The 11,894-nt window shown below is 72.2% G+C and carries 14 protein-coding genes; 6 read left to right on the top strand and 8 right to left on the bottom strand.

The annotated features are described in order from the left end of the window. Window positions 1–12: 12 nt before the first annotated feature. Together AC3ANM_RS07595 and AC3ANM_RS07590 are read right to left on the bottom strand one after the other, a co-directional pair. Window positions 13–702 carry a hypothetical protein gene (locus AC3ANM_RS07595; RefSeq protein WP_488287536.1) on the bottom strand — a complete coding sequence of 230 codons (690 nt, stop codon included), beginning with the start codon at window positions 700–702 and terminating at the stop codon, window positions 13–15. Window positions 703–866: 164 nt separating this feature from the next. After that, on the bottom strand, window positions 867–1,436 hold the full coding sequence (locus AC3ANM_RS07590; RefSeq protein WP_488287535.1) for a winged helix-turn-helix domain-containing protein: 570 nt from the start codon (window positions 1,434–1,436) through the stop codon (window positions 867–869). 242 nt (window positions 1,437–1,678) lie between these two features. On the opposite strand from AC3ANM_RS07590, the gene rplM reads away from it, so the two are divergent. The 3 genes from rplM to glmM all read left to right on the top strand — a co-directional run bounded on the left by rplM (window position 1,679) and on the right by glmM (window position 4,192). After that, entirely contained in the window at window positions 1,679–2,122 is a 444-nt protein-coding gene (gene rplM, locus AC3ANM_RS07585; RefSeq protein ID WP_488287534.1) for a 50S ribosomal protein L13, read from the top strand. Window positions 2,123–2,167: 45 nt separating this feature from the next. Beyond that, window positions 2,168–2,674: a 30S ribosomal protein S9 gene (gene rpsI / locus AC3ANM_RS07580; protein ID WP_488287533.1), complete on the top strand. Its 507-nt coding sequence runs from the start codon at window positions 2,168–2,170 to the stop codon at window positions 2,672–2,674. A 171-nt stretch (window positions 2,675–2,845) separates the two neighbouring features. Next, a complete protein-coding gene (glmM, locus tag AC3ANM_RS07575; RefSeq protein ID WP_488287532.1) occupies window positions 2,846–4,192 on the top strand; it encodes a phosphoglucosamine mutase in 1,347 nt (448 codons plus the stop codon). A gap of 73 nt (window positions 4,193–4,265) precedes the next feature. On the opposite strand, the gene AC3ANM_RS07570 is transcribed toward glmM, so the two are convergent. Further along, the gene (locus AC3ANM_RS07570) at window positions 4,266–5,099 is read right to left on the bottom strand and encodes an MOSC domain-containing protein (RefSeq protein WP_488287531.1); all 834 of its coding nucleotides are present in this window, start codon (window positions 5,097–5,099) and stop codon (window positions 4,266–4,268) included. Between the two features lie 124 nt (window positions 5,100–5,223). Between AC3ANM_RS07570 and AC3ANM_RS07565 the strand changes: the two genes are divergently transcribed. Next, window positions 5,224–5,649 carry an Ohr family peroxiredoxin gene (locus tag AC3ANM_RS07565; RefSeq protein ID WP_488287530.1) on the top strand — a complete coding sequence of 142 codons (426 nt, stop codon included), beginning with the start codon at window positions 5,224–5,226 and terminating at the stop codon, window positions 5,647–5,649. A 93-nt stretch (window positions 5,650–5,742) separates the two neighbouring features. On the opposite strand, the gene AC3ANM_RS07560 is transcribed toward AC3ANM_RS07565, so the two are convergent. Together AC3ANM_RS07560 and AC3ANM_RS07555 are read right to left on the bottom strand one after the other, a co-directional pair. Next, window positions 5,743–6,393, bottom strand: coding sequence for a carbonic anhydrase (locus AC3ANM_RS07560; RefSeq protein ID WP_488287529.1), 651 nt, complete (start codon window positions 6,391–6,393; stop codon window positions 5,743–5,745). Beyond that, the gene (locus tag AC3ANM_RS07555; protein ID WP_488287528.1) at window positions 6,390–8,069 is read right to left on the bottom strand and encodes a fumarate hydratase; all 1,680 of its coding nucleotides are present in this window, start codon (window positions 8,067–8,069) and stop codon (window positions 6,390–6,392) included. Before AC3ANM_RS07555 ends, AC3ANM_RS07560 begins: the two co-directional genes overlap by 4 nt. 159 nt (window positions 8,070–8,228) lie before the next feature. Here AC3ANM_RS07555 and AC3ANM_RS07550 point away from each other — a divergent pair, with 159 nt between their 5' ends. Further along, window positions 8,229–8,903 (top strand): hypothetical protein, encoded by a 675-nt coding sequence (locus AC3ANM_RS07550; protein WP_488287527.1) that lies wholly within the window; start codon window positions 8,229–8,231, stop codon window positions 8,901–8,903. Between the two features lie 43 nt (window positions 8,904–8,946). Here the strand turns inward: AC3ANM_RS07550 and AC3ANM_RS07545 are convergent, their stop codons facing one another. Continuing rightward, complete coding sequence (locus AC3ANM_RS07545) at window positions 8,947–9,864, bottom strand: carbohydrate kinase family protein (protein WP_488287526.1); 918 nt, start codon at window positions 9,862–9,864, stop codon at window positions 8,947–8,949. A 5-nt stretch (window positions 9,865–9,869) separates the two neighbouring features. Next, window positions 9,870–10,913: a class II fructose-bisphosphatase gene (glpX, locus tag AC3ANM_RS07540; protein ID WP_488287525.1), complete on the bottom strand. Its 1,044-nt coding sequence runs from the start codon at window positions 10,911–10,913 to the stop codon at window positions 9,870–9,872. A gap of 118 nt (window positions 10,914–11,031) precedes the next feature. Here glpX and AC3ANM_RS07535 point away from each other — a divergent pair, with 118 nt between their 5' ends. Continuing rightward, entirely contained in the window at window positions 11,032–11,622 is a 591-nt protein-coding gene (locus tag AC3ANM_RS07535) for a DUF4245 domain-containing protein (protein ID WP_488287524.1), read from the top strand. Window positions 11,623–11,631: 9 nt separating this feature from the next. Here AC3ANM_RS07535 and AC3ANM_RS07530 read toward each other — a convergent pair whose 3' ends face one another. After that, window positions 11,632–11,880: an exodeoxyribonuclease VII small subunit gene (locus AC3ANM_RS07530; protein ID WP_488287523.1), complete on the bottom strand. Its 249-nt coding sequence runs from the start codon at window positions 11,878–11,880 to the stop codon at window positions 11,632–11,634. Window positions 11,881–11,894: the final 14 nt, after the last annotated feature.

Here is an 11,894-nt window from a genome sequence, read left to right as displayed (position 1 = left end):
CCTCTCGTGTGTTCAGCTCGCGGGTGTCGGCAGGATGTTGATGACCCGGGAGAGGACCACCACGATCACCATGAGGGCGATCAGGGACTGCAACGCCATGAGTGCCTTGGCGCGGCCGGTCAGCGGCGATGCGTCGGCCGGGCTGAACGAGATCAGGTTGGTGAAGGCCACGTAGAGGTAGTCCCCGAACCGCGGCACCCAGTCGGGTCCGCCGAGCTCCATGTCGAGCGTCTGGGGGAACTGGAAGTCGGGGCGGTGGGCCGGCCCGAGGGCGCGCGTATTGGGGCCACCGCCGTCGACCTGCCAGTACAGCAGCGCGAAGGTGAACATGTTGGTCGTCAGGGCGAGTGCGCCGGCGACCAGGAGCCGGTCGGCCGTGAGGGGCGTGCCGTCGACCGGGTGGCCGCTCAGGACCAGGGCGACCAGGCGGCCGGCGCCGACCGTGTTGGCGCCGACGAGCACGCCGAACAGGGTCAGGACGGCTGGGCGGGCACCGCGCGGGACCGGTCCCGGCCGGGCGGCGATGAGGACCATGACGCCCACGACGGCCAGCTCGACGAGCGGCACCAGCGCGATGGGGCCCACGCGGTAGCGGGCAGGGACCAGGACCTGCGGCAGGATCGCCGCCACCATCGCCAGGATCGGCCAGGTGTAGGGCTCCGGGGCCCGCGAGGTCGGCGGGTGGGGGGTGGTCGTACCCACGGCCCCATCGTCCGCCGGCGGACCGTGTGCGAACACCTCCGCTGCGGACTACCCGTCCGGGTGCTCACTCGAGACGGCTTTGCTCAGTTCAGACCGCTCTGTCGGCGGCTCCCGGCGTGCTCGAGCGGTCTGGGATGAGCAAACCGGCCTGGGCTGAGCAAAGGTCAGGGGCGGCGGGGCGGGTCGACCGGCAGCGGGCAGGTGTAGACGGTGACCCGCTTGGCCTGCGGGTTGCCGGCGCCGACCCGGCGGTAACGGCCGAGCAGCTCCTGCATCTGCGCGCGGAGCTCGGCCAGCTGCTCGGGGGTGACCAGCACGAGGTGGTCCTCGAGGCCGATCTGCTCCTGCCAGGGCTCGGGCCAGTCCTCGCGGGAGTCCAGCCAGTCCTGGGCCTTCTCGCTGAAGTGCTGGACGTAGTCGCGGGCCAGCCAGTCCAGCGCGGCGTCGTCGCCGCCGTCGTCCTCGGGCTCAGGTCGCGGGCTGCCACCCGGGTTGGCTGCCCAGACCCGCTGCCGCCCGGCGCCCTCGCCGGTGTCGACGACGAGTCCCACCTCGGCGAGCTTGCGCAGGTGGTAGCTGGTCGCACCGGAGTTCGTCCGCAGGGCCACGGCCAGCCGGGTCGCGGTGGCCGGTCCGGTGCTGCGCAGCTCGGCCAGCAGGCGGGCCCGGACCGGGTGGGCGAGGACGCGCAGGCCCGGTCCGTCGACGTGGAAGGATGCAGGAGCGCCGGTCACGGATGCACAATACGTGTGCACAATCTCTTTGCACAAGGCCGGTGCGGCAGGCGCGAAAAGCGCCCTGACCGGGGGATTCGTGCTCAGGACAGGGGTCCTGGCGTGGATTTGGAGGGCCGTTCACGCCGTCGGTAAACTCATTCCTCGTTGTGCGATTGGCGGCCCTGGTCGCAGGCGCCCGCTCCGTCGGGCGCAGCGCACTCCACGTCGCTGAGAAATCACGAGAGAACGAAGGCATATCCGTGCGTACGTACACCCCCAAGGCCAGCGAGGTCACCCGCGCCTGGCACGTCATCGACGCGACTGACGTCGTCCTTGGCCGCCTCGCGAGCCAGACCGCGATCCTCCTGCGGGGCAAGCACAAGCCGACCTTCGCCCCGCACGTCGACACCGGTGACTTCGTCATCATCATCAACGCCGACAAGGTCGCCCTCACCGGCGCCAAGCTGGAGAAGAAGAAGGCTTACCGCCACTCCGGCTTCCCGGGCGGCCTCAAGGCCACGACCTACCAGGAGCTGCTCGCCAAGAGCCCCGAGAAGGCCGTCGAGAAGGCCATCCGCGGCATGATCCCCAAGAACTCCCTCGGCCGCCAGCAGCTGTCCAAGCTGAAGGTCTACGCCGGCAGCGCCCACCCGCACCAGGCCCAGAAGCCGGTGCCCTTCGAGATCTCACAGGTCGCGCAGTAAGTCCGGCTTCCGCCTGACCTGTGCAGAAAACGAACGAGGAGAATCGTGGCTGACACCACCCCCGTCGAGACCGCTGACAACGCGGCCGACGAGCAGGAGCTTTCCAACTACACCAGCGAGTCCGAGGCCCCGGCCGCGTCCGAGGCGCGCCGCCCGGTCGTGACCGCCCCCGGCGCCGGCACCGGCCGTCGCAAGCAGGCCATCGCCCGCGTGCGCATCGTCCCCGGCACCGGCGAGTGGAAGATCAACGGCCGCACGCTGGATGAGTACTTCCCGAACAAGGTCCACCAGCAGATCGTCAACGAGCCCCTGAAGGTGCTCGAGCTCGACGGCTCCTACGACGTGCTCGTGCGCGTCCACGGTGGTGGCCCCTCCGGCCAGGCCGGCGCCGTGCGCCTGGGTGTGGCCCGTTCGCTGAACGAGGTCGACGCCGAGGCCAACCGCCCGACGCTGAAGAAGGCCGGCTTCCTGACCCGCGACGCCCGCGTCCCGGAGCGCAAGAAGGCTGGTCTGAAGAAGGCCCGCAAGGCGCCTCAGTACAGCAAGCGCTGACTTTTCGCAGTCCCGCCAGTGGCGGCTCCGACCCTGCACCGCGGTGCGGGGGCCTTCGGAGCCGCCACTGCGGCTTTGGGGGTACGTTTCCTCAGATGCCTCACGCTGCTCGCCCCTGCCGTCGGCAGGGTGGGCCGGTGCGGGGCCTGACTCCACCGAGAGGTTGAACCTGTGGCTCGACTCTTTGGCACCGACGGCGTTCGCGGGCTCGCGAACCGCTTCGTCACCGCCGAGCTCGCCCTGGACCTGTCCGTCGCCGCGGCCCATGTGCTGGCCGAGGCCGGCGCCTTCGAGGGCCACCGCCCGCGCGCCGTGCTGGGCCGCGACCCCCGCGCGTCGGGGGAGTTCCTCGCCGCCGCCGTCACCGCCGGACTGCTGTCCGCCGGCGTCGACGTGCTCGACGCCGGGGTCCTGCCGACCCCGGCGATCGCCTTCCTCACCGCCGACTCCGACGCCGACCTCGGCGTGATGCTCTCGGCCTCGCACAACGCGATGCCGGACAACGGGATCAAGTTCTTCGCCCGCGGCGGCCACAAGCTCCCCGACGACGTCGAGGACGCCATCGAGGCCCGCATGCGCGAGCCGTGGGAGCGCCCGACCGGTGACCGTGTCGGACGTCTGCGCCCGTTCGAGGGCGGTGCCGAGCGCTACGTCGAGCACCTCCTCGCGGCCCTGCCGCACCGGCTCGACGGCCTGCGTATCGTCATCGACGCCGCCCACGGCGCCGCCAGTGAGGTCTCACCGGAGGCGTTCCGCCGGGCCGGCGCCGACGTCGTCGTCATCGGTGGCGAGCCCGACGGCCTGAACATCAACGAGGGCTACGGCTCCACGCACCTGGACAACCTGTGCAAGGCCGTCGTGGAGCACGGCGCCGACCTCGGGGTCGCCCACGACGGTGACGCCGACCGCTGCCTCGCGGTGGACGCCCGCGGCGAGGTCGTCGACGGCGACCAGATCATGGCGATCCTGTCCCTGGCGATGCGCGACCACGGCACGCTCGCCCAGGACACCCTCGTGGCCACGGTCATGAGCAACCTGGGCATGTTCCAGGCACTCGAGCGCGAGGGCATCACCGTCAAGCAGACGGCGGTCGGCGACCGCTACGTCCTCGAGGAGATGAAGGCCTCCAAGCTCTCCCTCGGCGGCGAGCAGTCCGGGCACGTCATCGCCCTGGACCATGGCACCACCGGCGACGGGGTGCTCACCGGCCTGCTGCTCGCCTCCCGCGTCGCCGAGACCGGTCGCAGCCTGCAGGACCTCGCGTCAGTGATGACCCGCCTGCCGCAGGTCATGATCAACGTCAAGGGGGTCGACAAGACCCGCGTGGACGACCACGTCGACGTGCAGGCCGAGGTGCGCGCCGTCGAGGCCGAGCTGGCCGGCGCCGGCCGCGTGCTGCTGCGCAAGTCCGGCACCGAGCCGGTCGTGCGCGTCATGGTCGAGGCCGACGACCAGGACCGCGCCACTGCGGCGGCCGAGCGCCTCGCCGCCGTCGTGGAGAAGCACCTGGCCCTCTGAGCCGACCTCGTGCGAAGGCCCGGTCCCGCTGGGACCGGGCCTTCGGCATACCCGTGGTCCGTCCGCAGGCTGCTCAGGCGAGGACGGTGAGCTCGTCGCCGACCCGCAGGGTGCCGAGGGTGTCCGGGATGAGCTGGCGGCCGAACCACGTGACCCCGTCCCACTTCCGGTGTCGCGACAGGGTGCGGATCAGCTCCTTGTCGCGGCGCTGCGGGTCGTCGGGGTCGACGGTGGTCATCACGCAACGGTCGATGCCCTTGACGGCGCGCAGCTCGACCTTGCCGATGCGCACCCGCCTCCAGTCGTCCTCGGCGAACGCCTCGCTCACGTCTGCGATGACGAGGTTGGGGCGGAACCGTTGCGCGGGAAGGGGATCGGGTGCCGCTTCGCCGCGCTCGAGCGCGGCCTCGGTGATCCAGTCGTTGAGCCGGCGCAGGGATGCGGTGGTGACCAGGGTGAGCGGGTAGCCGTCGGCAAGGGACACGCTGTCGCCGGGGCGGCCGTAGGCCGGGTTCGGGGAGCGGCGGGTCGGGTCGTCGCACCAGACCAGGCGCAGGTCCGGGCGCCCGAGGACGGCGCGGACCCAGTCATCCGCCTCGTCGCCCGCGGGCCGGGCCAGGAGGTCGTGCCGGTGGAGCCGGACCGGCACGTGGTCGGCCTCGGGGCGTCCGACCCGCAGCGGCACCGCGCCCGGCGCCTCCAGGGTCAGGGTGTCGGCCGCGTCCGTCGTGGCCGCCCGCATCGTGAAGAGCCGTCGCTCCTCCCGGGCCGACAGCAGGACCCCCGCACCGTCGACGACCATCCAGCGACGGTCGCCGGCCAGGCCCCACGGCTCCACCCGGGCGTGGTCGACCGGCAGGATCGCCCCGCTCTTGAGCGGGTGGATGTTGATCTGGGACAGGCGCATTCGCGCATCGTCGCACGTCCGCGACGGTGCGCGTCCGTGCCACACGGTGGGGGTGCCCGCGCTCGCGCGGGTGACCGGTCGCCATACTGGGCAGTCCCCAGCCAACCCACCCAGGGAGTCCTGTATGCCGTTCGAGGAAGTCACCGAGGTCGCCTACACCACCGCCGCCACCGCCACGGGCGGCCGGACCGGCCGCGTCAGCAGCGCCGACGGCGTGGTGGACTTCGAGCTGGCCCGCCCCGGCAGCTTCGCCGAGCCCAAGGCCAACCCCGAGACGCTGTTCGCCGCCGGCTACGCGGCCTGCTTCTCCGGCGCGCTCGGCTTCATGGCCGGCAAGGAGGGCGTGGACGTCAGCGCCGCGACCGTGACCGCCGAGGTGTCCTTCGGCAAGACCGGGACCACCGGCTTCGGCCTGGCCGTGGAGCTCGTCGTCGACGTGCCCGGTGTGGAGCCCGACGTGGCGCGCAAGCTGGTCGACCTCGCCCACGAGTTCTGCCCGTACTCCAAGGCGACCCGCGGCAACATCGACGTGGTGGCGCGCCTCGCCTGAGCGGCGACCCACGAACGCCACGACGGCCCGCCCGGGAGATCCGGGCGGGCCGTCGTCGTTTGCACAGGGGCGGCGCGTGGGGGCGCTCGGTGCTCAGACGTCGCTGAAGTCCCAGTCGATGTCGCCGATCGCCTCCACCAGCTGGGCGCGCCCCTCGTCGAGCGCGTAGGTCGCGCCGACGACCGCCAGGCGCCCGTCGCCGACCCGGTCGCCGACGATCGAGGAGCGCTCGGCGAGCAGCCGGATCGTCTGGCGCACGTGCTCGGCCTCGACCTCGTCGGCCGTGGTCAGGCCCTTGCGGTGGGCCGTCAGGACGCTCGGGGTGACCCGCTCGACGATGTCGCGGATGTAGCCGGCGGGCAGGACGCCGTGCTCGACCGCGTTCATCGTGGCGGAGACCGCCCCGCAGGAGTCGTGGCCGAGGACGACCACGAGCGGGATCTCGAGGACGGCGACGCCGAACTCGATCGAGCCCAGCACGCCGGAGTCGATGACGTGCCCGGCGGTGCGGACGACGAACAGGTCGCCGAGGCCCTGGTCGAAGATGATCTCGGCGGCGACGCGCGAGTCACCGCAGCCGAAGACGAGCGCGAACGGCTTCTGCGCCGCGGCCAGCTCGTGCCGGCGCGCGACGTCCTGGTTGGGGTGCTCGTGACGTCCGGAGACGAAGCGCGCGTTGCCCTGCTCGAGCGCGGCCCACGCCTCGCTGGGGGTGCTGGGGCGGTCCTGCACCGGCCCGCTCACAGGCCCGGCCGCTTCTGGATGCTCATCGCCATCGGCTTGATCGTCGAGGCGAAGAAGTCGTTTCCCTTGTCGTCGACGACGATGAAGGCCGGGAAGTCCTCGACCTGGATCTTCCAGACGGCCTCCATGCCCAGCTCGGGGTACTCCAGCACCTCGACGGACTTGATGCAGTCCTGGGCCAGCCGGGCGGCCGGGCCGCCGATCGAGCCGAGGTAGAACCCGCCATGGGCTTCGCAGGCGCTGGTCACCTGGCCCGAGCGGTTGCCCTTGGCCAGCATGACCATCGAGCCACCGGCGGCCTGGAACTGCTCGACGTAGGAGTCCATCCGCCCCGCCGTGGTCGGGCCGAACGACCCGCTGGCGTAGCCCTCGGGGGTCTTGGCCGGGCCGGCGTAGTAGACGGCGTGGTCCTTGAGGTACTGCGGCATCTCCTCGCCGGCGTCGAGGCGCTCCTTGATCTTGGCGTGGGCGATGTCGCGGGCCACGACCAGCGGTCCGGTCAGGGACAGCCGGGTCTTGACCGGGTGCCGGGTCAGTTCCGCGCGGATCTCGTCCATCGGCCGGTTGAGGTCGATGCGCACCACGTCGGCCGCGGCGTCGTCCTCGAGGTGCTCGTCGGTGGTCTCGGGCAGGAACCGTGCCGGGTCGGTCTCCAGGGCCTCGATGAAGACGCCCTCGGGGGTGATCTTGCCCAGCGCCTGGCGGTCGGCCGAGCAGGACACCGCGATCGCGATCGGCAGCGAGGCGCCGTGGCGGGGGAGGCGGATGACGCGCACGTCGTGGCAGAAGTACTTGCCGCCGAACTGCGCTCCGATGCCGAAGTTGCGGGTGAGCTCGAGCACCTGCTCCTCGAGGTCGGTGTCGCGGAACCCGTGGCCGGCGACGGTGCCCTCGCGCGGCAGCTCGTCGAGGTACTTCGCGCTGGCGTACTTGGCCGTCTTGAGCGCGAACTCGGCGCTGGTGCCGCCGATGACGATGGCCAGGTGGTAGGGCGGGCAGGCCGACGTGCCGAGGGAGCGCAGCTTCTCGTCGAGGAAGGCGAGCATCCGCTCGGGGTTCAGGACGGCCTTGGTCTCCTGGTAGAGGAAGGACTTGTTGGCGCTGCCGCCGCCCTTGGCCATGAAGAGGAACTTGTAGGCCGTCTCGTGGCCCTCGGCGGTGTCGGCGTAGAGCTCGATCTGCGCGGGGAGGTTGGAGCCGGTGTTCTTCTCCTCCCACGTCGTGATCGGGGCCATCTGCGAGTAGCGCAGGTTGAGCCGGGTGTAGGCGTCGAACACGCCTCGCGCGATCGCGGACTCGTCGCCGCCCTCGGTGAGGACGTGCTGCCCGCGCTTGCCCATGACGATCGCCGTGCCCGTGTCCTGGCACATCGGCAGCACGCCGCCGGCGGCGATGTTGGCGTTCTTGAGCAGGTCGAGCGCGACGAACTTGTCGTTGTTGCTGGCGTCGGGGTCGTCGATGATCCGGCGCAGCTGGGCCAGGTGGGCCGGTCGCAGGTAGTGCGCGATGTCGTGCATCGCCGTCTCGGTGAGCAGCCGCAGGGCCTCGGGGTCCACCTCCAGGAACATCCGGCCGCCCGGGCCCTCCACCGTGCGCACGCCCTCCGTGGTGAGCAGGCGGTATGCCGTGTGGTCGGGTCCGGTGGGTAGCAGGTCCTCGTAGACGAACTCGGGCACTGACGCTCCTTCGGGTGTCTCCAGGTGGTGACGGCCTCCCGCCACGCCCCCCAGAGTAATGAGCACACCAGTGGAGACGTGCGTCACGGTTGCTCGGGCTGGGTGTCGGGCCGCCGTGGCAGGATCCACTCGTCCAACGAGCGAGCCGCTGGAGGGGTGATGGGTGCGATCCCGGTCTACCTGGAGCAGGGACGCAGCAGGACGTTCGCCGTCGCGCTGGACTGGCCCGGATGGGCGCGCTCCGGCAGGGGTGACGAGGCCGCGCTGGACGCGCTCGCGGAGTATGCCGGCCGCTACCTGCCCGTGGCGCGGCGCACCGGGCTGCCAGTGGTCTTCGCGCCGGACGCGGTGACCTTCGAGGTGGTCGAGCGGGTGCCCGGCAACGCCACGACCGACTTCGGGGCCATCGACGCGGTCCTGCCCGGGGACGAGCGCCCGATGTCCACGGAGGAGGGCGACCGGCTCGCCCGCTGCGTGGAGGCGGCCTGGGCCGAGCTCGACGCGGTGGCTGCCCGGACCTCGGTCGACCTGGCCAAGGGGCCACGGGGCGGGGGACGCGACCGTGACCCGATGCTGGCGCACGTCCTGGGCGCCGAGCACGCCTATGCCCGCAAGATCGGAGTGGCGGCGCCCAAGCCGGAGCTGGGCGACGAGGCGGCGGTCCGGGCCCTGCGGGTCGGCATCGCTGCGGCGCTGCGCCGCCCCTGGGACGGTGAGGCGTTGGGCCTCGGTCGCGCCAGGAGCTGGCCGCCGCGCTATGCGGCGCGGCGCATCGCCTGGCACGTGCTGGACCACGCGTGGGAGATGCAGGACAAGGACCTCACGGGAGCCTGACCTACGGCTGCCCGCGCGTGGCGGGGACCCGGCACACCGGGGCTCAGAGCTCGTGGCGACCCGGGGGGTTGGCGCCGGCGCGCGAGACAGTGACGGCCGCGCACGTGAGGGCGCGGTGGACGGCCGGCTCGATGTCGGTCAGCGCAGCCGCGCGCAGCCGCTCCCGGGCCTCCGGTCCGCCGAGCAGGTTGGCGTCGAGCAGGCCGGAGAGCAGGCCCGACATGAACGAGTCGCCCGCGCCGACCGTGTCGACGACGTCGACCATCGTGGCGCCGACGCTCACCAGCTGTCCGGTGGTGCTCAGCCCGACGACGGCTCCCTCGTGGGCCCGGGTCACGACGGTGACGACGGCGCCGAGGGTGCCCCAGCGGCGCAGCACCTCGGGGAGCGCCGCGCCCGGGTAGAGCCAGGCGATGTCCTCGTCGCTGGCCTTGACCACGTCGCTGAGGGCGATGAGGGCCTCGACGCGCTCGCGGGCCGTGGCCGGGTCGCCCATCAGCGAGGGGCGGGCGTTGGGGTCGTAGGAGACCGTGGCGTGGTCCCGCGTGGCCCGCACCAGGTCGAGCACCTTGGCCCCGCCCGGCTCCAGCACCGCCGCGATGGAGCCGGTGTGCACGTGCGCGACGTCGCCGGTGTCGACCTGGCCGGGCAGGTCCCAGTGGATGTCGAAGTGGTAGCTCGCGGCGCCGGTGGCGTCCAGGGTCGCCTCGGCGACCGAGGTGGGGGCGGCCACCTGGCTGCCCTCGACGAGCGCGATGCCCTCGGAGTCGAGCAGGTCGGTGATCTCCCGGCCCCGCTCGTCCTGCCCGATCCGGGTCGCCAGCTCGACCGCGTGGCCGAGGCGGGCGAGACCCACCGCGACATTGGTGGGGCTGCCGCCCGGGTGCTCGCGCTGGGTCCCGTCGGCCTCGTGCACGACGTCGACGAGGGCCTCGCCCAGGACCAGCGTGCGCTCGGCCACGGCGGTCAGCCCTGGGCCGGCGACGCGTGCTCGAAGTCGATGGCGCTGTAGGCGCGCAGCTTGGAGAGCTTGTGCTCGCTCTCGATCACCCGGATCGTGCCGCTCTTGGAGCGCATCACCAGCGAGTGGGTCGAGGCGCCGCCGGCGCGGTAGCGCACGCCGCGCAGCAGCTCGCCGTCGGTGATGCCGGTGGCGACGAAGAAGCAGTTCTCACCGCGCACCAGGTCGTGGGTGGTGAGGACCGCGTCGAGGTCGTGCCCGGCGTCGAGGGCCTTCTGCCGCTCCTCGTCGTCGCGGGGCATCAGCCGACCCTGGATCACGCCGCCCAGGCACTTGATCGCGCAGGCGGCGATGATGCCCTCCGGGGTGCCGCCCGTGCCCAGCAGCAGGTCGACGCCGGTGTCCTCGCGGGCGGCCATGATCGCGCCGGCGACGTCGCCGTCGGAGATCAGCCGCAGCCGGGCGCCGGTGGCGCGGACCTGCTCCATCAGCCCCTGGTGGCGGGGCCGGTCGAGCATCACCACGGTGATGTCGGAGGGGTTGTCGCCCTTGGCCTTGGCGACCCGGGCGATGTTCTCCGCGACGGGCAGCCGGATGTCGACCACCTCGGCCGCCTCCGGGCCGGTGACGAGCTTGTCCATGTAGAACACGGCGCTCGGGTCGTACATCGTGCCGCGGTCGGCGACGGCGAGCACGGCGATGGCGTTGCTCTGGCCCTTGGCGCACAGCGTCGTGCCGTCGATCGGGTCGACCGCCACGTCGGCGTCCGGGCCGGTGCCCTCGCCGACCTGCTCGCCGTTGAAGAGCATCGGGGCGTCGTCCTTCTCGCCCTCGCCGATGACCACCACGCCGTTCATCGAGACCGTCGAGATCATCGTGCGCATGGCCTGCACGGCCGCGCCGTCGGCGCCGTTCTTGTCGCCGCGGCCCACCCAGCGGCCCGCGGCCATGGCGGCGGCCTCGGTGACCCGCACCAGCTCCAGGGCGAGGTTGCGGTCGGGGCGCTCGTAGCCGACCTTCAGGGCTGCGGGCAGGTGGTCCTCGGACATGCGGGTCCTTCCGTCAACGGCGGCGACAGGGCGACTCTAGCGGGGTCCCGCGCAGGTCGCTGACGCCCGGTGACGGGCCGGTTCGACCCGCGGTCGTGTCGTCGGCGACGATAGGGGGGTGAGCGCGACGAGTTCCCCCACCAGTGCGACCCCCAGTGCGGCCCCCGGGCAGGGCGGTCGCCGCCGTGGCATGGGCAACCTGCGCAGCATGATCATCTCGATGCTGGTCGTGATGGCCTTCGTCGTGGTGTGGGTGGCGATGGTGCCCCGGCCGAACGCGATCTCCCAGCCTCCGGTGGACGTCACCTCGGTCGCCCAGCAGGTGCGGGCGCAGACCCACTGGCCGATCCTGCAGCCGCAGGGCCTGCCGGACGGCTGGAAGGCCACGAGCGTGCGCTTCGTCCGCTCCACCGGCGACTTCATGACCTGGCACGCGGGCTACCAGTCGCCCAAGGGCGACTACGTCGCGATCGAGCAGACCCAGGGGGCGACGAGCGAGTGGGTCGAGGCGCAGACCAACCGGGGCCGCGAGGAGGGGACGCTGCAGGTGGCGGGCTCGACGTGGACCAAGGTCGACCGCAAGGACAAGGTGCAGTTCAGCCTCGTGCGCCGGGGGAGCGGGCCCAAGGACCTCACCACGATCGTGACCGGCACCGGCCCGTATGACGAGCTGGCCGCCTTCGCGGCCACCCTCCGCCCGGTCCGCTGAGCGCTCCGGTCAGGAGCTGCTGCTGCTGCTGACCTTGCCGAGCTTGGCTTCGGCGCCGTCGAGCCAGGTGCTGCAGTGGGCCGCCAGGGCCTCGCCGCGCTGCCACAGGCCGAGGCTCTCCTCGAGGCCGACCTGCCCCGACTCCAGGCGGGCGACGATGGCGATGAGCTCGTCGCGGGCCTGTTCGTACGTCAGGTCGGCGATGTCGGGGAACTGTCCCTCGGAGTCGCCGAAGCCCTGCTGATCCTTGGCTGCCACGCCCATCACCCTAG

Source organism: Oryzihumus sp. JJN4-3R (assembly GCF_057747915.1).
Note: the sequence above shows the minus strand (reverse complement) of the source record. Positions and strands in the feature narration are given on the sequence as shown.

Bases quoted from the DNA above. Each gene is read 5' to 3' on its own strand.
- AC3ANM_RS07565 (WP_488287530.1), top strand. From the start codon at position 5,224: ATGCCGTTCGAGGAAGTCACCGAGGTCGCCTACACCACCGCCGCCACC.
- glpX (WP_488287525.1), bottom strand. From the start codon at position 10,913: ATGTCCGAGGACCACCTGCCCGCAGCCCTGAAGGTCGGCTACGAGCGC.
- AC3ANM_RS07570 (WP_488287531.1), bottom strand. From the start codon at position 5,099: ATGCGCCTGTCCCAGATCAACATCCACCCGCTCAAGAGCGGGGCGATC.
- AC3ANM_RS07550 (WP_488287527.1), top strand. From the start codon at position 8,229: ATGGGTGCGATCCCGGTCTACCTGGAGCAGGGACGCAGCAGGACGTTC.